The sequence below is a fragment of the Natribacillus halophilus genome (genome assembly GCF_900100185.1).
GTDB classification, from domain to species: domain Bacteria; phylum Bacillota; class Bacilli; order Bacillales; family Marinococcaceae; genus Natribacillus; species Natribacillus halophilus.
Genome location: NZ_FNEN01000001.1, coordinates 203102 through 225510, shown reverse-complemented (window position 1 = coordinate 225510; position 22409 = coordinate 203102). Strand labels below are relative to the sequence as shown.

Here is a 22409-nt window from a genome sequence, read left to right as displayed (position 1 = left end):
GCCATACGGGATTCTATAATAAATGTATGCCTCACAAGGGAGGATGGAACCGATGACAGCGCGTCTGGATCAGATTAAAAAAGAGCTGCATTCGCAAAGCTACAAGTTAACCCCGCAACGGGAAGCGACAGTGGAAGTATTACTGGAAAATGAAGAAGACCATTTGAGCGCAGAAGATGTGTACTTACTGGTGAAAGAAAAAGCACCGGAAATCGGCCTTGCCACGGTTTATCGCACGTTGGAGCTGCTGAATGAACTCGAAATCGTCGATAAAATTAATTTTGGAGACGGCGTCTCGCGCTATGACCTTCGCAAAGAGGGCGCGAATCATTCTCACCATCATCTCGTTTGCATTCAGTGCGGGTCTGTATCTGAGATCGAAGAGGACCTCCTCGGTGACGTTGAAAAGAAAATCGAAGCTGACTGGACGTTTAAAATAAAAGATCACCGCCTCACCTTTCACGGCATTTGCTCCGAATGCCAGGCGAAACATGAAACGGGGTCGCCGTTATTAAAGGCCGCACGCTAATCTCTTTCAGCGAGTGACTGAAAGGGATTTTTTAGTATAGATTTTGCCTTCCTATATCGTGGTTTCAAAATAGGCTAAAACGTGTATAATTAGTGTGTGAAGGTTGTACACGAAACATCAATAGGGGAGGAGGATCTACATCCATGAAAAGAGCTAGAGCTTTGGTTATCCTGGGTGCTGCTGCCTTTATCATCGGGGGCTGTAACGGTGAAGTAGACGAAAAAGATAGCGAAGAAACCGTCGATGCCGGTGAAGGCATGGAGCTTTATGAAGACTCTTGTATCGATTGTCACGGTGAAAATTTTGAGGGCACTACCGGGCCATCAATTGCCGGATATAACGAAGACGAGGTTTTGGACGCTATTGAAGAAGGACCGGGTTCGATGCCCGAGGACCTTTACACCGGTGAAGATGCAGAAGCCGTGGCTCAATACGTAGAAGAAGAAGCTGGTTAAAGGACGTTGTGATAATGTCTTGCCGACGATAGGCAAGGCTTTTTTTTCGCGAGCTCGCGATTATATCAGCGAAATCGTCATTATGCCCCACGTATAACCTATCGCTTTTCGGGCATATCATGGTAGTGACATGGTAAGATCGGAGGCGATTGGTGTTGCGCACAATCTGGAATGGACTGAAGATATTCATCGTTTTCGCAGGCTGCACGGCGATGTTTTATTATGGTATTCTATTTGTGATCGACGAATATCAAGGGGATGAAAGATTTGAGGAACCGGAAGGAAACGCGATTAAAGTGTTCGACCGGGAATCGGAGGATGATTTTTCTTTTCGGGAGCGACTGTGGTATTTGTGGACACGCGGGGAGTAAGCGACTGTGAACGAGCTGACACCATATATCGAGGAGTTTCTGCACTACGGGCTCGTTGAAAGAGGGTTTTCGGACAATACATTGGCATCTTACCGGCGGGATCTGTACGCCTATACGGAATATCTCGTCGCGACGGCAAATATCGAGCGTTGGGGGGACGTTCAACGTCATCATATTGTCGATTATCTTACTTTGCTAAAAAATGAAAGCCGATCCCAGGCGTCGCTTGCCCGGATGACTTCGTCGGTTCGCGTGTTTCATCAATTTCTGTTGAGGGAAAAGGTCAGTGATCACGATCCCGCTGATCTCATTGAAACCCCGAAAGCGGGACGAAAATTACCGGTCATTTTAACGGTTGCCGAGGTGGAAGCACTGCTAACCGCGGCTGCAAAGGGAAACGATGCCTATGCACAAAGGGATACGGCCATGCTGGAATTGATGTATGGTACAGGCCTTCGTGTATCCGAATTGTGTGCGCTCACCCTGGATGACACCCATTTGGAAATGGGCTTTGTCCGCTGTATCGGCAAAGGCAACCGGGAGAGGATCATCCCTCTCGGGTCGAAAGCGATTGAGGCGCTCCGAACATATTGGATGAAAGCACGCCCCTCACTCGTGAAAACACAATCCCATGACATCCTTTTCGTCAACCGGTTGGGGAAACCGTTAAGCAGGCAGGGATTCTGGAAAGTATTAAAAAAGAACGTCGCCGCAGCAGGACTTCATAAAACGGTGACCCCCCACACATTACGTCATTCGTTTGCGACTCACCTCGTAGAAAATGGTGCTGATCTTCGTGTCGTCCAGGAAATGCTCGGCCATGCCGATATTACAACGACACAAATTTATACCCATATCTCCCGGCAGCATCTCAGGAACATCTATCATACTTACCACCCACGCGCTTAACCTACAAATTAGAAAGGCGGCATCATCATGACGACGCGTGATTTTTCCCGTATTTTTGTCATTGTTATGGACTCCGTCGGCATCGGCGAAGCCGAGGATGCGAACGATTATGGAGATGAAGGGGCCGATACCCTCGGCTCGATTGCCCGTTATAACAACGGCCTGCACATTCCGAACTTAAATAAACTTGGATTGGGTCATCTCAAACAGGCCCCGGGGCTTGTCCAGGTCGAGCACCCCCTTGCTTTTTACGGAAAAATGAATGAGAAATCACGGAGCAAGGATACGATGACCGGCCATTGGGAAATCATGGGGCTCTACGTCGATGCCCCGTTTCGGACTTTCTCGAATGGCTTCCCGGCGGATTTAATCACACAACTGGAAACAGCAACGAACCGGCCGGTGATCGGAAATAAAGTCGCTTCCGGCACGGCGATTATACAGGAACTCGGCGAAGAGCAGATGGAAAAGGGCGCGATTATCGTATATACATCCGCTGACTCCGTCCTGCAAATCGCTGCCCATGAAGACATCGTTGATCTGGATGAGTTGTACAGCATTTGTGAAAAAGCTCGCGAGCTTACCTATCATGATCCTTACATGCTTGGCAGAGTCATCGCCCGTCCGTTTATTGGAGAACCTGGAACATTTCAGCGCACATCGAATCGCCATGATTACGCGTTGAAACCCTTTCATCCAACGGTGATGAATACCCTGGCCGATGCCGGTTGGACCTCGGAAGCCATCGGCAAAATTGACGATATTTTTGACGGCGAAGGTGTGACGCACGCGATCAGGACAGACTCGAACATGGATGGCATGGACAAGCTATTGCAATCGGTGAAACGGGATTTTACAGGATTATCTTTTCTCAATCTCGTCGATTTTGATGCCCAGTTCGGCCATCGCCGCGATCCGGTCGGTTACAGAGAGGCGATCGAAGCCTTTGATGTCCGTTTGCCGGAAGTGCTGGAAGAACTAAATGACGAAGATCTGCTCATCATTACCGCTGACCATGGAAATGATCCCACGTATCCCGGGACGGATCATACCCGCGAGCAAGTGCCGTTGCTCGTGTACACGAAAGCGAATCAACCGGGCTTTTCACTCGGGACGAGAGAGACTTTTGCCGATGTCGGGGCGACGATCGCGGACAACTTCCGGGTGAGCAAGCCCCATCACGGCACGAGCTTCCTGAACTTACTGGAAGAGGGGGATGAAGGTTCACAATGAACGAGACAGTACAAAAAGCCGTTGACTTAATCAGGGAGAAGACAACGATCACACCGAAAGTGGCCGTGACGCTCGGTTCCGGCTTAGGCGGGCTCGCCGATAACATCGACGCTGATGCGGTCATTTCCTATGAAGACATTCCGGGCTTTCCTGCATCTACTGTCCCCGGTCATGACGGGAAATTTGTCATTGGCCATTTAGGGGATGTCCCGGTGATCGCGATGAAGGGCCGTTTTCATTATTATGAAGGCTATCCGATGTGGAAAGTCGTTTTGCCAACCCGCGTGATCAGCGCCCTTGGCGTGGAAACATTTGTGGTGAGTAATGCGGCGGGCGGTGTGAATACATCGTTTTCCCCGGGGGATTTGATGGTGATTGCGGATCATATCAACCAGATGGGAGACCACCCGCTTATCGGGCCAAATAATGATGAGATCGGCCCCCGTTTTCCCGATATGTCGAGCGCGTATGACGAGGCGTTGATAGACATTGCCGAACAGGAAGCCAAAGCGATGGAACTGTCTTTGCAAAGAGGTGTGTACGCGGCAACGACCGGCCCAACGTATGAGACCCCCGCGGAAGTACGGATGTTTCGGACGCTCGGTGCTGATGCGGTAGGCATGTCCACGGTTCCGGAAGTAATTGCGGCCAGGCACGCGGGTTCACGAGTGCTCGGTATATCCTGCATTTCTAACGCGGCAGCGGGTATTCTCGATCAACCGTTAAGCCATGAAGAAGTCATCGAGACGACAGAGAAGGTAACCGCCAACTTTATGGAACTGGTTACACGGATCATTACACGTGTAGGGAAAGGGGAACAACAATTATGACCATGCTGACAGACATTGAGCAAGCAGCAGATACCATCAGACAAAAATTGGGCGATGATCCCATTGATATCGGCTTGATTCTCGGGTCCGGCCTGGGAGATCTTGCCGATGAAGTCGAAGCAGGCGTGCGCATCGCTTATGAAGATATCCCGGGCTTCCCGACATCCACGGTCGAAGGCCATGCCGGACGTCTCGTCCTTGGGCAACTGGAAGGCAAAAATGTCGTCGCCATGCAGGGCCGTTTCCACTTTTATGAAGGTTACAGCGCCCAGGAAGTCACTTTTCCGGTGCGGGTGATGAAAGCGCTCGGCGTACATACACTCATCGTCACGAACGCCTGTGGTGGCATGAACCCGTCGTTTCGTCCGGGTGATCTCATGTTGATCACGGATCATTTAAATATGACCGGAACCAATCCGCTCATCGGTCCGAATGACGAGCAATTAGGGACACGCTTTCCCGATATGAGCCAGGCTTATTCCGGCTCTTTGCGCTCGCTTGCTAAAAATGTCGCCGAGCAGGAAGGAATCAACGTACAAGAAGGCGTATACGCGGGGATTTCCGGCCCCAGCTTCATGACTGCCGCTGAACTGGCAATGCTTAGGAACCTGGGCGGTGATGTCGTCGGAATGTCCACGGTTCCGGAAGTGATCGTCGCCCGCCATGCCGAACTTCAAATCCTGGGGATTTCCTGTGTCACGGATATGGCCGTTTCCGACGGCCACGAGGGCGTCAGCCATGAAGAAGTGATGGAGACGGCAGCCAAAACGAAGCCAAAATTTATGAAGTATGTAAAAGGAATTTTAAATGAACTGTCTTAACAGAGACACTCGACTCGAGACCGTGAAAGGTTTCGGGTTTTTTTTTCTAGGCAGATAAGGCTTTCGTCATATTGGCGATAAGCCAAGTTTTCTTTACAGGCAGGCGTATAAAAAGAGAAACCGGTGGTGATACTAAAAGAAAAATTGGAGGCTGCGAATCATGTGTAAAAAGGCTGTAGCAATCATGCTTTCATCGCTTCTTTTACTATCACCTCACCAGGCTTTAGGGGAAGAAGACGAAGAATCACAGACATTGGCAGAGGAAACGGGTTCCGCGCTTTTAATGGAAGTAGACACGGGGAATGTATTATACCAAAAAGATGAGCATAACCCCCTGCCCCCGGCGTCGATGACGAAAATTATGACGATGCTTTTAATTATGGACGATGTGGCGAATGAAGAGATCTCCCTGGATGAAACGGTCACGACGAGTGAACGGGCGGCTTCCATGGGAGGGTCGCAAATATTTTTGGAAACGGGCGAAGAAATGACGGTAAGGGAAATGTTAAAAGCGATCGCGATCGCTTCCGGCAACGATGCCTCCGTCGCTATGGCTGAACATATATCAGGTTCGGAAGAAACTTTCGTGGAGCGGATGAATGAAAAAGCGGAAGAACTCGGACTTGAAGATACGACGTTTCACAACTCCAATGGATTGCCTGCAGACGGACATGAATCCAGCGCCTATGATCTCTCGGTTATGGCTCGTGAACTTCTGCAGAAACACGAAGAAATCACGTCATTCACCGGCGTTTATGACGATTACTTGCGGCAAGGGACAGATGATGAGTTTTGGCTCGTGAACACGAATCGTTTGTTGAAATTCTTCGATGGTATGGATGGGTTGAAGACCGGCTTTACGGATGAATCGAAATACGGACTGACAGCGACAGCAAAAAGAGATGACATGCGACTTGTGGCGGTTGTCATGGGCTCGGAAACGCCTAAAACGAGAAATGCCGACATCAGCGAACTTCTAAATTACGGATTCGCCAACTACCGGGTTGAACCGATGTTCGAAGAAGGGGCTGCGGTAACCTCGGTTCCCGTTGAAAAAGGGGTACAGGACGCTGTTGTCGGACGTTTGGACGATAAAGTGAGCATGCTCTATGGCAAACAGGATTCCTCCGATGATATTACGGAAAATATCGAACTTGAATCATTACAAGCACCCGTTGAAGAAGGGGAAGTCATCGGGACATTTCAACTGCTACACGATGGGGATACAGTCATCGAGTCGAACATCATCGCCGGTGAAACGGTGGAAAGTGCTTCCTGGTGGCATCTGTTTAAGCGTTCAACTTTAAGAATTATCGGTGTTGAACCGGACCCGGAAGATACGATTTCCGATGGCGAAAACTAAAAACCTTGGCTGAAGCATGACTGATTTTGTCGGCCGGGCAGGAAGAAATCCGTGGAGAGCGAATGTTAGAGGTGGGAACGAACTTGGGAGAATGGAGGAAACAAAAGATGAGTTTCAATGTTGAAACCGAACAGAAAAACCGCGTCTTATGCGTGCGTTTGTATGGGGAACTGGATCATCATGCCGCAAGTGCCTTGAGATCCAGGGTTGATGAAGCATTAGAGGACTCGGGGGTTGAACATTTACTTTTGAACGCTGAAGGGTTAACGTTTATGGATAGCTCGGGGATCGGGGTCATTCTCGGGAGGTACAAAAAGTTACAGGCAAGAGGAGGAGAACTCGTCGTTTGTTCGGTTTCTCCTTCTGTCCGCCGCATTTTCGAAATGGCGGGGTTGTTTAAAGTCTTACGTCTGGAAAATGAGGAAAGTCATGCATTACGGACTTTGGGGGAGGCCGTTTAAATGAAAAACGAAATGAAAATTCAATTTTCAGCGCTCAGTCAGAATGAATCTTTTGCACGTGTAAGCGCGGGGGCGTTTATCGCCCAACTGGATCCGACGATGGATGAACTGACAGAAATGAAAACCGTCGTTTCCGAAGCGGTCACCAATGCCATTATTCACGGCTATGATGAAAATCCGGCCGGCACTGTTTACCTCAACGTTGTCCTTGAGGAAGATACGGTCGCGATCATCATCCATGATGATGGCGGTGGTATTGGCGATATTGAACAAGCGCGTGAACCGTTGTTCACGTCTAAACCGGAACTGGAACGATCCGGGATGGGATTTACCATTATGGAAAATTTCATGGATGAAGTAAACATTACGTCTGCCGATGGAACAGGGACAACCGTTTATGCCAGGAAACAGCTCTCCAGAAATAAAGTGTTCTCTCATTAAGGGGCGGTGTTATGGAGACGAAAACAAAAAAAGGAAAACAACCATCCGATGAGACGATACGCACGTGGATTGCCGAAAGTCAAAATGGAAGCCAACAGGCGAGAGACCAACTGGTGGAAAACAACACCCGTCTTGTCTGGTCTGTGGTACAGCGGTTTCTTAACCGTGGCTACGAGGGGGAAGACTTGTTCCAGATTGGCTGTATCGGCTTGATGAAATCGATTGATAAATTTGACTTAAACTATGAAGTTAAATTTTCCACGTACGCGGTACCGATGATCATCGGTGAAATTCAGCGTTTTATTCGCGATGACGGTACGGTAAAAGTCAGTCGTTCTTTGAAAGAATTAAACCATAAAATCCGGCGGGAAAAAGAAGAGCTCACTAAAAAAAATGGGCGTATGCCTACCGTCAATGAAATTGCTGAAGCGTTGAATATCCTTCCCGAAGATGTCGTATTTGCAAATGAAGCCACCCGCTCGTTATCTTCTTTGAATGAAACAGTCTATGAAAATGAAGGTGATCCCATTACCCTTATGGATCAGCTTTCCGACCCGGATGAGACGAAATGGTTTGAACAGCTGGCCTTACGGGACGTGGTGCATCACCTCGAGCAAAGAGAGCGCTTGATCGTGTTTTTGCGTTATTACCGCGATCAAACGCAATCGGAAGTGGCCCATAGACTCGGAATCTCGCAAGTGCAAGTGTCCCGACTGGAAAAGAAAATACTGGAAAAAATGCGTAAAGAGATGGTGGATTAAGACCACCATCTTTTTTTAGCAGATAAGAAAGTACAACTTTCTTATCCTGCATAAGTGCAACTAAGGCTTATCGCCTTAAAGGCTTGGCGATAAGCCAAGTTTTCTTTATCTTAAAAATATCGCTTCCATGAATAGGAACACGTATTTAACAGAAAATATGGGATGGCAATGGAGGCATCAACGGTATGGTCAAGCAGGTCATCTATATCACCGATGGAGATACAGCCGCTGCCAAAGCAGTGGAAACGGCAACGAAAACGATCGGGCTCGAATGTGTTTCCCTGTCGGGTGGAAACCCTACATACGGTACATATGAGCAATTACTGGAGAGTATTATCGCAACTTCGTATGAAAGAATAGCTGTCTTGTTCGATGATGCCGGAGAAGCTTACGAAGGGCGGGGCGAGGATTTTATGGTTCGTCTCGCTCGTGAAGAAGAGATTGAGCTCATCGGCGCGCTTGCGGTAGCATCGGCTGAACGGTCCGGTGATTGGACGAAAGTGGACATCTCCGTCGATCGCTACGGTTACCTCACGGAATGGGGCGTTGACAAGGAAGGATTTCGTGATATCGAGGAATATCGCATTCATGGCGATACGGTTTATTGCCTCGACCAATTACAGATTCCTTTGATTATCGGCATTGGTGATCTGGGGAAAATGGGTGGACGCGATGCGCCTAAACGGGGCTCGCCGGTAACGAAAACAGCTTTAGAGCTCATTATTGAACGGAGCGATATGAATGATGGAAACGAATGAAGCACAGACATTAACCAATAGTCTCCAGGAGAACGAAAAGATCTTTCACGATCGCTTAAACATTGATGCCAGCTTTGACGTCGGCATGCGCAAAATCAACGTACTCGGGAAAGAAGTACAATTTTATTACGTAAACAGCTTAAACGATGAACAGATCGCTATCCAGGTTTTGCGGGAGCTCATGGATCTGGAAAAATTTAACATGGAAACAAATAGTGCCAGAGAAACGATTGAAAATCATATTGCCCATATACAGGTGGATGTGACTGCTGAAGTTGATCAATGTATTTTTCATTTGTTATCCGGGCTTATTTTTATTCTCATCGAAGGCGAACATGAAGCGTTTATCGTCGATGTTCGCAATTATCCCGGTCGGGAGCCAGCGGAACCGGATACGGAAAGGGTGACGCGCGGGGCCCGGGATGGTTATACGGAAAACATTATTGAAAATGCGGGGTTAACGCGTCGGCGTCTACGTGATGAACGTTTGCGGAACGAAATTGTGCAGGTAGGCGTCCGTTCGCAAACGGATATCGCCGTTTCATACATCGACGGGATTGTGGATCCGGACCTCGTCAATATCGTTAAACAGGAACTTGACAAGATCAACATCGACAGCATTACGATGGCCGACAAGGCCGTGGAAGAATATATTCTCAATCAAGGATGGAACCCGTTTCCGCTCGTGCGGTTTACGGAACGGCCGGACGTCGCGGCCGCCCATCTGACCGAAGGCCATATGCTTCTCATGGTGGATACATCCCCGACGATTATGATTTTGCCGACGACGATCTTTCATCACGTTCAGCATGCGGAAGAATTTCGGCAATCGTCCGCGGTCGGTACTTTTCTGCGTTGGATTCGGTTTATCGGCATGTTGGCTGCCGTCTTTATCGTTCCATTTTGGTTGTTATTGGTGTTGGAACCGGACTTGGTTCCGGCCGGTCTTGATTACATTGGTGTTGAAGATGAAGGAAACGTGCCGATATTCGCGCAGATGCTCATCGGTGAACTGGGCGTGGAACTGATCAGGATGGCGGCGATTCATACATCGGCGCCGCTTGGAACAGCGCTCGGATTCGTCGCGGCATTGTTGGTCGGTGAGATCGCCATCGATGTTGGCCTCCTGACCGCGGAAGTGATTCTTTACGTCGCTCTGGGTGCGGTTGGCATATTTGCCTCGCCGAGTCATGAACTCGGTGTTGCCCTGAAGATGGTGAGGTTGCTCTTTATTTTTGCCGTGGGGATCTTTACGTCTTATGGTTACGTTATCGCCCTTACGGTCGTCTTCATTCTCATGGTGCGCATGAAACCGATGAATAAACCTTACCTGTGGCCGCTCCTTCCGTTTGATCCGGCGGCGATGTGGCAAATTGTCGCGCGCACCGGCGTGCCAACGATGCGACTGCGCCCAAGAATCGTTGACCCGAAAAATGTGGTGAGACAAACGAAACCGTGATACAATATTGGGCATGGAGTGGAGGAGTGAGACATGTCCATGACCGTAATGACGAAAAAGCGAAATGAACAAGGTCATTTAATGATCGGTGAGGTTGATGCCGTGCGCTTGGCTGCGCAGTATCATACACCGTTATATGCCTACGATGTGAGCCACATTCGCGAGAAAGCCCGCGCGTTCAAACAGGCTTTCGAACGAACGGGCATCGCTTATCAAGTGGCTTATGCCAGCAAGGCTTTCAGTTGCACCGCCATGGTTCAACTTGCCCAGGAGGAAGGACTTAGTCTTGATGTCGTTTCCGGCGGGGAACTTTATACGGCCAGGCAGGCAGGCTTTCCGATGGAAAAGGTTCATTTCAATGGCAACAATAAAAGCAGGCAGGAAATCAGCGAAGCCTTGACGGCGGGGATTGGCTGTTTTGTCGTTGATAATTTTCAGGAACTGGAAATGTTGAGCGAGGAGAGCAGACGCCTGGACAGCGCCCCCGCCATTTTACTGCGCGTAACGCCAGGGGTAGAGGCCTCCACGCATGATTATATATCTACAGGCGGAGAAGATTCCAAGTTTGGCTTCGACCTTCATAACGGGCAGGCCCAAAAGGCGGTTGAACAAGCGTTAGCCATACCATCCCTTAAATTGCTGGGCTTGCATTTCCACATTGGATCCCAGCTTTTTGAAACGTCGGCATTAGTGCAGGCACTCGCTACCCTCTATCGTTATTTGGGATACTGGCGGGACACCTACAGGTTTGTTCCTGAAGTGATCAACGTCGGTGGAGGGTTTGGCATCAGCTATACGCGTTTTGATCAGCCTTTAAGGCCGGAGACATTCGTGGAAACCATCATCCAGGCGATACGGGCGGAAAGCGATCGCCATCACATCCCTGTCCCTCAAGTTTGGATTGAGCCGGGGCGGGCGATCGTTGGAGAGGCGGGCACGACGTTATATACGATCGGATCGCAAAAGAAAATCGAAAATGTCCGTCATTATGTCAGTGTCGATGGCGGGATGACCGACAACATTCGACCGGCTTTATATGGGGCCCATTATGATGCCGAATTGGCGAATCGCACCAAACAGCAGGATGAGAAGACTTATGCTATAGCAGGCAAAGCCTGTGAAAGCGGGGATATGCTCATTTACGACCTATCATTGCCCGCCGTTAAAAGCGGCGATTTGTTGGCAGTATTCTCGACCGGCGCGTATGGCTACTCCATGGCCAGTAATTATAACCGCTTGCCTCGTCCCCCGGTCGTATTTGTCGAGAATAATGAGCATAAGCTCGTCGTTGAACGGGAAAGCTATGCGGATCTCGTTCGTAACGACCGTTCCCTTTACGCTTGATTGTAAACTTAGACGTCGGTGAATAAATCATGTTTCCAATGCTCTTATTTTGGGTATCCTATATTAATGCTAGAGCAAATAGATTGCGTTCCTCATCGAACAATCTCTTTTAAAAGAGAGGAGCCAGGCAGATGATTATGAAGTACAAGCCCGCCTATAGAAAAATCGCTATGGGTTTACTGTCATATACGCCTGACCTAAAAGAGGTCAAAACCTTGCAGGAAACCATCGATCAATATGAAAATGAGGAATCGATGAAACTGTTTATGTATAAGAAGGATGACGATATCGTCGGCGTCCTCGGTTACCAGGAAACTGAGAACGGGGATATTATTCTTCACCACATCTGCGTGAACCCTTCCTATCGGGATGAGGGCATTGGTGAAGAGATGCTTTTTACGATGCAAGAGAGGTTGGGGAAAAAGTTTACCCCTTCAGAGGAAACACGAACCTTTCTCGAAAAACACCAAAACAACTGAGAAAAGGCGAGGTGCTGGGTGATCCGGCACCTTTTTTCGTTAGTGCAATGTTATAATAAGACAGATTGAGACTATTGAGGGGCTGTTTATCTTGCAAACGGAACGCTATAATGTCAAACTGGATAGCTTTGAAGGCCCGTTGGATTTACTTTTGCACCTGATTAAACAGGCGGAAGTTGATATTTACGATATTCCCGTTGCCCAAATCACTGAACAATATATGTCGTATATCCAAAAGATGCAAGCGTTGGAACTGGATGTTGCGAGTGAATATCTCGTCATGGCTTCGACCCTGCTCGCTATAAAAAGCCAGATGCTGCTCCCGAGTCAAGAAGTCTGGGATGATGCTGAGGATGGTGTCGAAGAATGGGGAGAGGAAGACCCCCGCGAGGAGCTCGTTGCTCAGTTGCAGACATATCGCAGGTATAAAGCGGTTGCCGCCGAGCTGAGGGAAAACCAAGCCAACCGTGCCCATTTTTTCAGTAAGCCACCGAGTAAAATAACTCTCGGCATTGCATACGCGGAGGAACCAACATCGCTCGATGTTTCTTTAGCGGACATGCTGCAAGCTTACGAGAATGTCAAACAACGGCTTCGCCTCGAACGACCGCGGACAACCACCGTCGAAACACAGAAATGGTCGGTGGAGGAGAAAATGCAAATGATCACTTCCCGTGTGTGGTTTAGTGATCAACCGGTTCCTTTTTTGGAATTGTACGCACCAGGGAAAGTGGATGAACAAGTGATCTCATTCATGGCGCTTTTACAACTCGTAAAGGAAGGTCATGTGCGTTGCAAGCAAGGGGGACTATTCGCAGACATTTACATTGAAGCACGAGAGGATACGACGAAGCATGAATGAAGATATTGGCCGCATACTTGAAACGTTATTATATGTGAGTGGAGATGAAGGATTGGAAGCAGCGCGGGCCGCCGAAGTCCTTGGTATCGACCGCCACAGGATCATCGCTGAATTACAGGCACTGGCTTCCCGGTTTGAAGACGAGGGGCGTGCGCTTACGATTCTCCAATTTGACACGCGCTTTCAAATGGCGACGAGAGATGAATTCTCCACTTATGTAGAGCGGTACGCTCACCCTCCCCAGCAGAAGACACTTTCGCAGGCGGCATTGGAAACGCTGGCGATCGTCGCTTATCAGCAACCGGTCACACGCACGACGGTTGAAGAGATTAGGGGGGTTAATGCCGATCATGCGATGTCAACCCTGGTCGGCAAAGGTTTGGTAGCCGAAAGCGGGCGCGTGAAAGGAGCAGGCAGGGCCATCCTTTACAAAACCACCGCCCGTTTTCTGGACGTTTTCAACCTGCGTTCCCTGGATGATTTACCTTCTCTCGAGGAGGAAGAGCCGGCTGAACAATTGGATTTGTTTCTTTCCGGCTACGATAAGGAAAATTAAATAGTCATGAAGACAATCCTTCGATCCATATAAATAGTCAGTGAACACATTTTAATCCTTCAAAAAGGAGTGAAGAGTCGATCACTACATGGGAAGAATATAAAGGTGATGTGGAAAAATGGATCGAAGCGTTGGAGACGTATCTCGACGCTGAACATCGTTCATCTGAAGCGAACATGAAAGACAAACTGGAAAAAGTGAGAACGGAGCTTGATGCAACGACAAGTGACCCCGATCAGTTGATACAGTCCGTCGAGGCGCTCGCCGCTGAACTGGAAAAGAACGAACGGTCGAGCACAAAAGCAGCCAAAAAGGAAGCCCATCCCGTCGAGCCCGGTCAGCATGAGTTGCCGCCCCTGCCTTACGCGTACGATGCCCTGGAGCCTTATATCGCCGCTGAAATCATGTACCTCCATCATGATGTTCATCATCGCGCTTACGTGGAAGGATTGAATGAAGCAGAAGAACAGATGCAAAAAGCGCGCCGGGACAATAAATATGACCTCATTACTCACTGGGAACGGGAAGCGGCCTTTCACGGCGCCGGTCACTATTTGCATACGATCTTTTGGGAAATTATGGATCCAAAAGGGGGTGGCAAACCTAAAGGCGATTTGCTGGCCATGCTCGAGCGGGATTTTGGCAGTTATCAGCGCTTTCGTGCCCATTTTACGGCTGCGGCTGAAGAACTGGATACCCCGGGATGGGTGATTCTCGTCTGGTCTCCCCGCGCCCAGCGTCTGGAGATTTTAAATGCTGAACTTCATCATTATTTGAGTCAATGGGATGTGATCCCCTTGCTCGTCCTCGATATCTGGGAACACGCTTACTACTTACAGTACAAAACGGACAAAGAAGCGTATGTGGAGAATTGGTGGGAAGTCGTTAACTGGCCGGCAGTGCAGCATAGGTTGGAGGTCGCCCAAAAAGTAAAGTGGACCCCCTATTAATAATTATTTGAAAAAACTGTTTCCGGGGCGGAGACAGTTTTTTCTATTATAAAGCCAAGTTTTTCTAATGCCGAAAATGCATGTGAAGGGTCATTAGACTCATACTAAGACTACGATATGTTTGCGAAAGGAAGAAACGTTATGAACTACCGTTCGTTACACATGCTTACTTTCTCCGTGTGTGCCATGGTGCTTCTTCTGTCTGCTTGCGGGGAACCGGCGGGTGAAGAGCCGGAGAAAACAGAACCGGATATGAGTCACCACTCCCGCGAGCCGGTCAATCCGCCCCAGGCCGCTTCTGAATACTGGAATGTTGATCCTCGGGAGGAACAGACCTTGGCCGAGGAAGCCAAGGCTTCCACAGAGGAATTGGAGCAAGTCAAGAATGCGCATGCTGTGTCTCTCGATAATCACGTCTATATTGTTCCCGAGGTGAGGCACATGACACGCTGGAATCTGGAGGCCTTCCGGGAAGAAGGGCGCGAGCAGCTAAAAGAAACATTGCCGCCTGATACGATCATTCATTTATCCACCGATCAAAAAGCCAATATGGAACTGAAAAGGCTGACCGAAGACATTCAAAGCGGCACCGTAAGCGGAGAAGAATTGGACAGGCGTTTAGAAAGCATAACTGAATTTATGAAAACTGATGTATGAAAGGGTCGAACGATGATGTCGAGTACAAAATCCAATATGGAAACAGAAAACTACAAACAAGTAGCCAAGCGGATGGAACCCTCTCGCCCCGTCGGGATGAGAAGCCTGAAAGCATTTCTCGTCGGAGGGTTTATATGCCTCATCGGACAATGCATTCAAGTGTTTTACATGACGTTTTTTAACTTCAACGAAGCAACCGTGGGCGCCCCGACGGTTGCCACGATTATTTTTATCGCGGTCTTGTTAACGGGATTCGGGGTTTATGATAAGTTCTCCCAGTTTTCCGGGGGTGGCACGCTCGTACCCGTCTCCGGTTTCGCAAACGCGATGGCATCCACTGCCATTGAGTACCGCAGTGAAGGATACGTCCTCGGCGTTGGCGGCAATATGTTTAAATTGGCCGGTTCTGTCATCGTGTTCGGTACGGTGGCAGCTTTCATCATAGGCATTATTTATGCGATCGTCACGCAACAGTGGGAGGTCATGTAATGTTCACCGGAAAACAGAGCTGGACGTTCCCATCTTACCCGTGCATCCTTTCTTCCGGGGTCGTTGCCGGTCCGTTTGAAAAGCAAAGTCCGTTAAAAGATACCTTTGACTACATCTTCGACGATCGGCGCATGGGTGAGAATACGTTTGAAAAGGCCCAGGTCGTCTTAATGGAAGAAGCTTGTCAACAAGCATTAAAAAAAGCCGGAAAGACCGCCGCGGATGTTGCCTTTATTTACGGCGGCGATCTCATTAATCAAGATACGGGGACCACTTTCGCGTCGCGCTCTTTAAACGTTCCATATTATGGCCTGTTCGGCGCTTGTTCAACCTCGATGGAGGCGCTCTCGCTTGCCGCGCAAGCCGTGGAAATGGGGGCGCCCCTGGTGCTGGCGGGCACAGCGAGCCACTACGCGGCGATCGAAAAACAATTTCGCTATCCTATTGAGTACGGGGCGCAACGGCCTCCGACCGCGCAACGTACGGTGACCGCCGGAGGTGCGGCACTCATCGGACCGAGTGGTTCGGATGTCGTCGTCACCAAATCGACGATCGGGAAAATTGTCGATCACGGCTTGAAGGACCCTTACAATATGGGCGCGGCGATGGCGCCGGCTGCCGTTGATACGATTCTCACGCACTTTTCCGATTTTCAAATGGATGAAAACGATTATGATCTGATCATTACCGGTGATCTCGGCGATTTAGGCCGCTCACTGGCTCTGGAATGGTTCCGTCAAAAAGAACATCCCTTGCCGGAGGCTAAATTTCAGGATTGCGGAATGCTCATTTACGATAATGCGCCGGAAGCGATGTCAGGGGCGAGCGGAACCGGCTGCTCCGCGGCGGTCGTGTTCGGCAAAATACTGGACGATATCAAAAACGGACGTCTGCAACGCGTATTAGCCGTAGCCACGGGAGCCCTTCTTTCCCCCACGACGTATCAACAAAAAGAATCGATTCCCGGTATAGCGCATGCAGTCACGTTGGAAGCGAAGGGAGGAGGGCCACTGTGATCTTTTTCTGGGCCTTTGTTGTCGGAGGGTTAATATGTGTCGTCGGTCAATTGTTGATGGATGGATTGAAGCTCACCCCAGCCCATACGTTGGCAACCCTCGTCGTGAGCGGCGCGATTCTGGACGGGCTCGGCATATATGAACGCCTCATCGATTTTGCCGGGGCCGGAGCGACCGTACCCATCACCAGCTTCGGAAACCAGCTCGTCCACGGGGCTATGACCGAGGCTGACAACACGGGACTTATCGGAGTAATAACAGGGATATTCCAGGTAACGAGCGGAGGGATATCGGCCGCGATTATTTTCTCCTTTATTGCCGCGTTGATTTTTAAACCAAAAGCATAATTGGGATGAGCCCCTTTTCTGCGGAAGAGGGGGCTCATCCTATTTTCTTTACACACATAACTTGTCTCTTTTTACATACATATTGAGCAAGTAGATATATTGGACTTGCTGCGGTCGAGGGATGAGGTGAAATATGGGACGTTGGCTGTTGATCATCATATCCGTTCTTGTTTGTATACCGTCACTTCAGGTGAAAGCAGAAGAAAACGCAGAAGACCCTTTTGCCGTTTCGGCAGAAGCCGGTGTCTTGATCGAGGTCGAAAGTGGCCGCGTGCTTTGGGAAAAAGACGCGGATAGTGAAAAGCGTATTGCCAGCATTACGAAAATAATGACGGCGATGATTGCCATCGAACATGGGGATTTGGATGACTCGGTAGAGATTTCAGCTAACGCCGTGAGAACAGAGGGGTCATCTTTATACTTGCAGGAAGGCGAAAAAGCTACATTGGAAGATTTATTGTATGGATTGATGCTTCGGTCCGGCAACGACAGCGCAATCGCGATTGCCGAGCATGTCGGCGGGAGTGTAGACGGGTTCGTCTATCTTATGAATGAAAAAGCGAATGAACTGGGACTGGAAAGCACCGTTTTTGCCAACCCCCACGGACTGGATGATCATGAAGATCATTATTCCAGCGCTTATGATATGGCGATGATTATGCAAGCAGCGATGCAACGTGACGAATTCAGGGACATTTCCGGAACTGAGATACATCGAGCCCCTAATGAAAACGAAGATTGGGAACGGGTATGGCGGAACAAAAACCGCTTGTTAACCGAGCGTTATGAGTATACCACCGGCGGAAAAACCGGTTATACGGACAGAGCAAGGCGAACGCTAGTGACGTCTGCCGAAAAAGACGGCATGGAACTCATCGCGGTCACATTGAATGCCCCCTCTGACTGGGATGACCATGTCCGAATGTTCGAATATGGATTTGACACCTTTCGGATGCAAATGCTCATTCGTCAAGGTGGGCTGGAACGCAGCGCCAATGAACAATACGAAGATTTTGAAGTACGTCGTTCGGTGACCTATCCCTTAACCGAGAGCGAGTACCGTCGTGTTTTGCCAAGGATCAAATGGTCCAGCGAGGAAGAGGGGCCTTTTGCCGGAAACATACAATTTCAACTGGATGGCGACGTCATTTCAGAACAGCCGATCTATAGAGAAGGTGAAGACGAAAACGAGGAACTTTCCTGGTGGCAGCGGTTTACAAATAGTCTCCGGCAAATAATGGGGTGATAACTGGATGATTAACTGGATCTGGATGTCGATGCTGATAACGGGGCTTGTTTTTGCCATGATAACCGGCAGGATGGAGGAAGTGAACGAGGCTATATTTGAAGGCGCGCAAGAGGCGGTTACGCTCTGTTTAGGGATGATCAGTATTCTCGTGTTTTGGTTGGGGATGATGAGAATCGCCCAGGAAGGGGGACTTCTCAAGCTCCTTTCCAGGGTGTTGTCGCCCCTCGTGCAGCGCCTGTTCCCGGAAGTGCCGAAAGAACATCCGGCGATGGGCTATATTTTATCGAATATGACCGCGAACATGTTCGGGCTCGGCAATGCAGCGACCCCAATGGGGATTAAAGCGATGGAACAGTTAAAAGAGCTGAATGGCAGCAAAGATGAAGCCAGTCGTTCCATGATCACGTTTCTCGCGATTAACACGGCCAGCTTAACGTTGATTCCGACGACGGTGATCGCGATCCGGATGACTTATGACTCTGCCAACCCCGGGGAAATTATCGGGACGACGATAGCGGCCACGGCTGTAGCCGTTACAAGTGCCATATTGATTGACCGGTTTTTCCATTGGCGCCGGGTGCAGCGAGCGAGGGCAAAATAATATGGCAGTTATAACAACGCTATCCATGTACATCATTCCGCTGTTATTGTTTGTCATTCTTTTAAGTGCGATCATCAATAAAGTCCCGGCCTATGAAACGTTTATCGAAGGCGCCAAGGACGGTTTTCAGATGGCGGTGTCCATCATCCCTTATCTCGTGGCCATGCTGGTGGCTATTTCCGTTTTTCGTGCTTCCGGTGCCCTGGATTTTTTACTCGAGGGGTTACGCCCGATGTTGACAGCTATCGGTGTACCGACGGATATCGTACCTTTGGCGGTCATGCGCCCGCTATCGGGAACGGGCTCACTGGGTGTGATGAGTGATTTAATCGCAACACACGGCCCCGACTCTTTCATCGGTAGACTGGCCTCAACGATGCAGGGAAGTACAGATACAACCTTCTATGTCCTCACTGTGTATTTTGGCGCCGTCGGCATTAAAAAGATCAGCGATTCACTGAAAGTCGGTTTGCTCGCCGATTTATGCGGGCTGGCCGCAGCGATTTTCTTCGTAACGATCGTGTTTGGGAACATGTGATAAACGCGACAAAAGCAAAATAGCAGCCCAATCAATAAGCCTATATCGCCTATGGTGGCGGTGTAGGTTTTTTTCATAAAAATAATGGCAGCGGGAAATGTAAGACTAAACATATTTTCAGGAGAGATGGATAATGAATGTCATAAAATGGACGGGGGTTGTTCTAGGTTTTGTAATCATAGCAGGCTTAGGCTTTTTTTATTTCGGCCACTTTACGATTGGATATACCCCTTCCTTTGAAAAAATTATAAATGATGATCACATTTACAGCGATGATGGCAGACCGGAAGAGGCCTATGACGTGTTTGGGGAAGCTGTATCGAAAGAAGAAGCTGAAGCGTTGTTGCAAACGGAGGAAGGCCGGGAATACTTGGCAGCAGAAAATGGGGCTGTCCGGGTGGATGACGAATTTTTGGAGCTTGGCCGGGAAACGTTTTATGAAGAAACATTTGGCAACGAAGTGTTCCTGACCGATGTTCTGGGCATTTTGGACGGTCCATTATCGCTCTTCGACTTTATGAAGGCGATCGCCAAATTAGGGGGTAGTGCTACGGATAATTTGCAGGTAGAGATCCCGGAGACGGTGACGATCGGCGGGGAAACGTTTGAAGAAGGTACGATGCTTGATACAGGTCTGGACGTCCCCGAGGGGGCGATGATGCCCCTTGGCATGCCTGTGACCGTCGATCGGGGGGAGATGAAAGTCGGTATTAGTTGTGCCCTCTGTCATGCTTCCGTCGATATGGACAATGGCGGTAAAGTCGTAGAGGGGGGAACGAACACAAATTTAAATACAGGCGCATTGATGGCTTTCGGAAGCAACACCGCGTCTTATTTTACCCATGCGGACGTTGAAGATTTGAAAGACTTTGTGGCGGAGACCAATCGAACGGTAGAAACGACGGAGGGGGAGGAAGAGGCGTTACCCGATGTTAAGGCACTGGAAGATGCCGTGGACGAGACATTGATGAAGTGGCCGCCGGGGTTTTTTGACGCGACGATAGATATGGAAGCGAACCCGACGCAAATGGCTGATTCATTTACATTTGAGGATCATCCCTATAGCTGGTCCGGGATGGGGACGAGCGGTCCATTCAGAGGGTTGTCCACCCTGAACAATAACGTCCAGGCGCAAGGGTCTGATGCCCTGGCGCAGGCGCAAATCAGCGATGAACTGTTTGACATTGACCCGGAGGTTTATCTGGGGACCCTGTTGCAAAATGCCGCTAATGAAAGATACCGTTATAATCCGTTTGCGGATGAGAAACCATCGGACTTTTTTCAGGAAGTCCAACCCTTTCCGGATTCACCCGGAGTCAATGAAGTGGTGAAGTTGCCGACGTATCCGAACGTTTCCCGAATCTCGCCCCAGGGTTATCTGGCTTCGTCTGAAGGCCATAACGTGAATGAACAGAACAACGCGATGTCGGCATTTCAAAACACGCTCGTGCCCCCTGAGCCGAATCGAACTGTGGATGAAACAACGTTGGCACGCGGGGAGGAAGTGTTCAATGAAGCGGGGTGTCTATCCTGTCACGCCGGACGTGCCAAGACGAATAACCGTATTATTCCCCTTGATGAAATCGGAACACAACCGTCGCGGGCAGACTCTCTGGAGGATACGGAAAAAGTATGGGATGAGCCGCTCATTTTCTCTCCGGACACACCTGTGCCGGTACCTGAGCGGGCGAAGATCTTAAAAGCGCCTACCGACCACGTTGATGAAGAGCAAAAGAACCTTGGCTTCGCTCATGGCGATTCCGATGGAGGATATAAGGTTAAAGGGCTGGCCGGCGTGTCCAGGCATGCCCCTTATCTGCATGACGGCGGGGTAGCCGTGGGAGAAAACAAGGAAGACGATTTAGGTATCCCCGGAACATTTTTAAGCGACAGGCGGCCGGATCCATTTAACAGTATGCTCGCCGTGATTGACCGGGATTTGCGCGAGCGGGTAATTGAGGCCAATCAATCCTCCCAGGACTTACGGGATGTCAACATCGAAGGCATTGGCCATGAATTCTGGGTCGATGAACAGTCCGGATTTAGCAGTGAAGACCAGGAAGCGATCGTTGAATATATTTTGTCACTGACCGGTGGAGAGGAGGAAGATTAGTGACGGGGTGTCCGTCAGTGGCGTGCTTGAGAAAAGCGGTCAGGAAGCGTATGATAAATGCTGGGGTGAACGTAGATGGAACGATTGCAAAAAGTGATTGCACGCGCGGGGATAACCTCTCGCCGGAAAGCCGAGAATTATATCACCGCCGGACGTGTCAAGGTGAACGGGAAGGTCGTGCGCGAACTGGGAACAAAAGTAACGGCGAAAGATCGTATTGAAGTGGATGGCATCCCCATTGAACGGGAAGAACCGGTTTATTTTCTGTTGTATAAACCGAACAAAGTGATCTCCGCCGTACACGATGATAAAGGTCGGACCGTCGTCACCGATTATATGGGTAAAACGGATGCGCGCATTTATCCGGTTGGGCGTCTGGATTATCATACATCGGGGTTGTTGTTGCTCACGAATGACGGGGAATTCGCGAATTCAATGATGCATCCCCGGAGCAAAATCAACAAAACGTATATTGCAAAGGTGAAAGGTAAGCCGTCTAAACAGACATTGCAGACCCTCTCACGAGGGATTGAGCTCGAAGACGGGAAAACACTGCCGGCCAGGTGTGCTTTTAAGTCCGGGAATAAAAAGAACGACACGTCCATTATTGAAATCGTCATTTCGGAAGGCAGGAATCAGCAAGTCCGCCGGATGCTGGAAGCCGTCGATCATCCGGTTTTGAAGTTGAAAAGAGAAAGGTATGCCTTTTTAACTCTGGATGGATTACAGCCCGGGGATTTTCGCACGTTAAAACCGGTAGAAGTCGCGAAATTACGGGATTTAGCTGTCACACAACCGTCATAAAAAAAGCGTTTAT

27 protein-coding genes are annotated in these 22409 nt (G+C 49.4%); all 27 read left to right on the top strand.

Annotation, left to right across the window (positions count from 1 at the left end; genetic code table 11):
• Positions 1–52: 52 nt before the first annotated feature.
• The 27 genes from fur (at position 53) to BLS58_RS00950 (ending at position 22396) form a co-directional block, all read left to right on the top strand.
• Positions 53–529, top strand: coding sequence for a ferric iron uptake transcriptional regulator (fur, locus tag BLS58_RS01080; protein WP_090395702.1), 477 nt, complete (start codon positions 53–55; stop codon positions 527–529).
• A gap of 143 nt (positions 530–672) precedes the next feature.
• Positions 673–984, top strand: coding sequence for a c-type cytochrome (locus tag BLS58_RS01075; protein ID WP_090395701.1), 312 nt, complete (start codon positions 673–675; stop codon positions 982–984).
• A 152-nt stretch (positions 985–1136) separates the two neighbouring features.
• The gene (locus tag BLS58_RS01070) at positions 1137–1355 is read left to right on the top strand and encodes a DUF4227 family protein (protein WP_245723012.1); all 219 of its coding nucleotides are present in this window, start codon (positions 1137–1139) and stop codon (positions 1353–1355) included.
• 15 nt (positions 1356–1370) lie between these two features.
• The gene (xerD, locus tag BLS58_RS01065; protein WP_090395923.1) at positions 1371–2264 is read left to right on the top strand and encodes a site-specific tyrosine recombinase XerD; all 894 of its coding nucleotides are present in this window, start codon (positions 1371–1373) and stop codon (positions 2262–2264) included.
• 27 nt (positions 2265–2291) lie between these two features.
• Positions 2292–3497, top strand: coding sequence for a phosphopentomutase (gene deoB / locus BLS58_RS01060; RefSeq protein ID WP_090395699.1), 1206 nt, complete (start codon positions 2292–2294; stop codon positions 3495–3497).
• The gene (locus BLS58_RS01055; protein WP_090395698.1) at positions 3494–4327 is read left to right on the top strand and encodes a purine-nucleoside phosphorylase; all 834 of its coding nucleotides are present in this window, start codon (positions 3494–3496) and stop codon (positions 4325–4327) included. The genes deoB and BLS58_RS01055 overlap by 4 nt, the downstream gene beginning before the upstream one ends.
• A complete protein-coding gene (locus BLS58_RS01050) occupies positions 4324–5148 on the top strand; it encodes a purine-nucleoside phosphorylase (RefSeq protein WP_090395697.1) in 825 nt (274 codons plus the stop codon). The genes BLS58_RS01055 and BLS58_RS01050 overlap by 4 nt, the downstream gene beginning before the upstream one ends.
• 160 nt (positions 5149–5308) lie before the next feature.
• A complete protein-coding gene (locus tag BLS58_RS01045; RefSeq protein WP_090395696.1) occupies positions 5309–6511 on the top strand; it encodes a D-alanyl-D-alanine carboxypeptidase family protein in 1203 nt (400 codons plus the stop codon).
• 107 nt (positions 6512–6618) lie between these two features.
• Positions 6619–6972 (top strand): anti-sigma F factor antagonist, encoded by a 354-nt coding sequence (gene spoIIAA / locus BLS58_RS01040; RefSeq protein ID WP_090395695.1) that lies wholly within the window; start codon positions 6619–6621, stop codon positions 6970–6972.
• Entirely contained in the window at positions 6973–7413 is a 441-nt protein-coding gene (gene spoIIAB, locus BLS58_RS01035) for an anti-sigma F factor (protein ID WP_090395694.1), read from the top strand.
• Positions 7414–7424: 11 nt separating this feature from the next.
• Positions 7425–8174 carry an RNA polymerase sporulation sigma factor SigF gene (gene sigF / locus BLS58_RS01030; protein WP_090395693.1) on the top strand — a complete coding sequence of 250 codons (750 nt, stop codon included), beginning with the start codon at positions 7425–7427 and terminating at the stop codon, positions 8172–8174.
• A 185-nt stretch (positions 8175–8359) separates the two neighbouring features.
• Positions 8360–8932: a stage V sporulation protein SpoVABEA gene (spoVAEA, locus tag BLS58_RS01025; RefSeq protein WP_090395692.1), complete on the top strand. Its 573-nt coding sequence runs from the start codon at positions 8360–8362 to the stop codon at positions 8930–8932.
• Positions 8916–10391 carry a spore germination protein gene (locus tag BLS58_RS01020; RefSeq protein ID WP_090395691.1) on the top strand — a complete coding sequence of 492 codons (1476 nt, stop codon included), beginning with the start codon at positions 8916–8918 and terminating at the stop codon, positions 10389–10391. Before spoVAEA ends, BLS58_RS01020 begins: the two co-directional genes overlap by 17 nt.
• Positions 10392–10430: 39 nt before the next feature.
• Positions 10431–11735 (top strand): diaminopimelate decarboxylase, encoded by a 1305-nt coding sequence (gene lysA, locus BLS58_RS01015; protein ID WP_090395922.1) that lies wholly within the window; start codon positions 10431–10433, stop codon positions 11733–11735.
• A gap of 131 nt (positions 11736–11866) precedes the next feature.
• Complete coding sequence (locus tag BLS58_RS01010; protein WP_090395690.1) at positions 11867–12214, top strand: GNAT family N-acetyltransferase; 348 nt, start codon at positions 11867–11869, stop codon at positions 12212–12214.
• A 91-nt stretch (positions 12215–12305) separates the two neighbouring features.
• A complete protein-coding gene (locus tag BLS58_RS01005; RefSeq protein ID WP_245723011.1) occupies positions 12306–13076 on the top strand; it encodes a segregation/condensation protein A in 771 nt (256 codons plus the stop codon).
• Positions 13069–13632: an SMC-Scp complex subunit ScpB gene (scpB, locus tag BLS58_RS01000; protein WP_176764536.1), complete on the top strand. Its 564-nt coding sequence runs from the start codon at positions 13069–13071 to the stop codon at positions 13630–13632. The genes BLS58_RS01005 and scpB overlap by 8 nt, the downstream gene beginning before the upstream one ends.
• 110 nt (positions 13633–13742) lie before the next feature.
• Positions 13743–14582 (top strand): superoxide dismutase, encoded by an 840-nt coding sequence (locus BLS58_RS00995; RefSeq protein ID WP_245723010.1) that lies wholly within the window; start codon positions 13743–13745, stop codon positions 14580–14582.
• Between the two features lie 141 nt (positions 14583–14723).
• On the top strand, positions 14724–15239 hold the full coding sequence (locus tag BLS58_RS00990) for a YhcN/YlaJ family sporulation lipoprotein (protein ID WP_090395687.1): 516 nt from the start codon (positions 14724–14726) through the stop codon (positions 15237–15239).
• Between the two features lie 12 nt (positions 15240–15251).
• Entirely contained in the window at positions 15252–15728 is a 477-nt protein-coding gene (gene spoVAC / locus BLS58_RS00985) for a stage V sporulation protein AC (RefSeq protein WP_425433656.1), read from the top strand.
• Positions 15728–16744 carry a stage V sporulation protein AD gene (gene spoVAD, locus BLS58_RS00980; protein ID WP_176764535.1) on the top strand — a complete coding sequence of 339 codons (1017 nt, stop codon included), beginning with the start codon at positions 15728–15730 and terminating at the stop codon, positions 16742–16744. The genes spoVAC and spoVAD overlap by 1 nt, the downstream gene beginning before the upstream one ends.
• Positions 16741–17091, top strand: a complete 351-nt coding sequence (gene spoVAE, locus BLS58_RS00975; protein ID WP_090395685.1) for a stage V sporulation protein AE — start codon at positions 16741–16743, stop codon at positions 17089–17091. Before spoVAD ends, spoVAE begins: the two co-directional genes overlap by 4 nt.
• A gap of 133 nt (positions 17092–17224) precedes the next feature.
• On the top strand, positions 17225–18337 hold the full coding sequence (locus BLS58_RS00970) for a D-alanyl-D-alanine carboxypeptidase family protein (RefSeq protein ID WP_090395684.1): 1113 nt from the start codon (positions 17225–17227) through the stop codon (positions 18335–18337).
• Between the two features lie 7 nt (positions 18338–18344).
• The gene (locus BLS58_RS00965; protein WP_090395683.1) at positions 18345–18941 is read left to right on the top strand and encodes a nucleoside recognition domain-containing protein; all 597 of its coding nucleotides are present in this window, start codon (positions 18345–18347) and stop codon (positions 18939–18941) included.
• Between the two features lies 1 nt (position 18942).
• Positions 18943–19479, top strand: a complete 537-nt coding sequence (locus BLS58_RS00960; RefSeq protein WP_090395682.1) for a spore maturation protein — start codon at positions 18943–18945, stop codon at positions 19477–19479.
• 133 nt (positions 19480–19612) lie between these two features.
• The gene (locus BLS58_RS00955; RefSeq protein ID WP_090395681.1) at positions 19613–21592 is read left to right on the top strand and encodes an electron transport protein; all 1980 of its coding nucleotides are present in this window, start codon (positions 19613–19615) and stop codon (positions 21590–21592) included.
• 75 nt (positions 21593–21667) lie between these two features.
• Positions 21668–22396 (top strand): pseudouridine synthase, encoded by a 729-nt coding sequence (locus tag BLS58_RS00950; RefSeq protein ID WP_090395680.1) that lies wholly within the window; start codon positions 21668–21670, stop codon positions 22394–22396.
• Positions 22397–22409 lie beyond the last annotated feature (13 nt).

Bases quoted from the DNA above. Each gene is read 5' to 3' on its own strand.
- spoVAEA (WP_090395692.1), top strand. From the start codon at position 8,360: ATGGTCAAGCAGGTCATCTATATCACCGATGGAGATACAGCCGCTGCC.
- spoIIAA (WP_090395695.1), top strand. From the start codon at position 6,619: ATGAGTTTCAATGTTGAAACCGAACAGAAAAACCGCGTCTTATGCGTG.
- BLS58_RS01050 (WP_090395697.1), top strand. From the start codon at position 4,324: ATGACCATGCTGACAGACATTGAGCAAGCAGCAGATACCATCAGACAA.
- BLS58_RS00950 (WP_090395680.1), top strand. From the start codon at position 21,668: ATGGAACGATTGCAAAAAGTGATTGCACGCGCGGGGATAACCTCTCGC.
- spoIIAB (WP_090395694.1), top strand. From the start codon at position 6,973: ATGAAAAACGAAATGAAAATTCAATTTTCAGCGCTCAGTCAGAATGAA.
- BLS58_RS01055 (WP_090395698.1), top strand. From the start codon at position 3,494: ATGAACGAGACAGTACAAAAAGCCGTTGACTTAATCAGGGAGAAGACA.
- BLS58_RS00965 (WP_090395683.1), top strand. From the start codon at position 18,345: ATGATTAACTGGATCTGGATGTCGATGCTGATAACGGGGCTTGTTTTT.
- fur (WP_090395702.1), top strand. From the start codon at position 53: ATGACAGCGCGTCTGGATCAGATTAAAAAAGAGCTGCATTCGCAAAGC.
- BLS58_RS01020 (WP_090395691.1), top strand. From the start codon at position 8,916: ATGATGGAAACGAATGAAGCACAGACATTAACCAATAGTCTCCAGGAG.
- spoVAD (WP_176764535.1), top strand. From the start codon at position 15,728: ATGTTCACCGGAAAACAGAGCTGGACGTTCCCATCTTACCCGTGCATC.
- scpB (WP_176764536.1), top strand. From the start codon at position 13,069: ATGAATGAAGATATTGGCCGCATACTTGAAACGTTATTATATGTGAGT.
- BLS58_RS00960 (WP_090395682.1), top strand. From the start codon at position 18,943: ATGGCAGTTATAACAACGCTATCCATGTACATCATTCCGCTGTTATTG.
- BLS58_RS00955 (WP_090395681.1), top strand. From the start codon at position 19,613: ATGAATGTCATAAAATGGACGGGGGTTGTTCTAGGTTTTGTAATCATA.
- BLS58_RS01010 (WP_090395690.1), top strand. From the start codon at position 11,867: ATGATTATGAAGTACAAGCCCGCCTATAGAAAAATCGCTATGGGTTTA.
- spoVAC (WP_425433656.1), top strand. From the start codon at position 15,252: ATGATGTCGAGTACAAAATCCAATATGGAAACAGAAAACTACAAACAA.
- BLS58_RS01075 (WP_090395701.1), top strand. From the start codon at position 673: ATGAAAAGAGCTAGAGCTTTGGTTATCCTGGGTGCTGCTGCCTTTATC.
- deoB (WP_090395699.1), top strand. From the start codon at position 2,292: ATGACGACGCGTGATTTTTCCCGTATTTTTGTCATTGTTATGGACTCC.
- lysA (WP_090395922.1), top strand. From the start codon at position 10,431: ATGACCGTAATGACGAAAAAGCGAAATGAACAAGGTCATTTAATGATC.
- BLS58_RS00970 (WP_090395684.1), top strand. From the start codon at position 17,225: ATGGGACGTTGGCTGTTGATCATCATATCCGTTCTTGTTTGTATACCG.
- BLS58_RS00990 (WP_090395687.1), top strand. From the start codon at position 14,724: ATGAACTACCGTTCGTTACACATGCTTACTTTCTCCGTGTGTGCCATG.
- sigF (WP_090395693.1), top strand. From the start codon at position 7,425: ATGGAGACGAAAACAAAAAAAGGAAAACAACCATCCGATGAGACGATA.
- BLS58_RS01045 (WP_090395696.1), top strand. From the start codon at position 5,309: ATGTGTAAAAAGGCTGTAGCAATCATGCTTTCATCGCTTCTTTTACTA.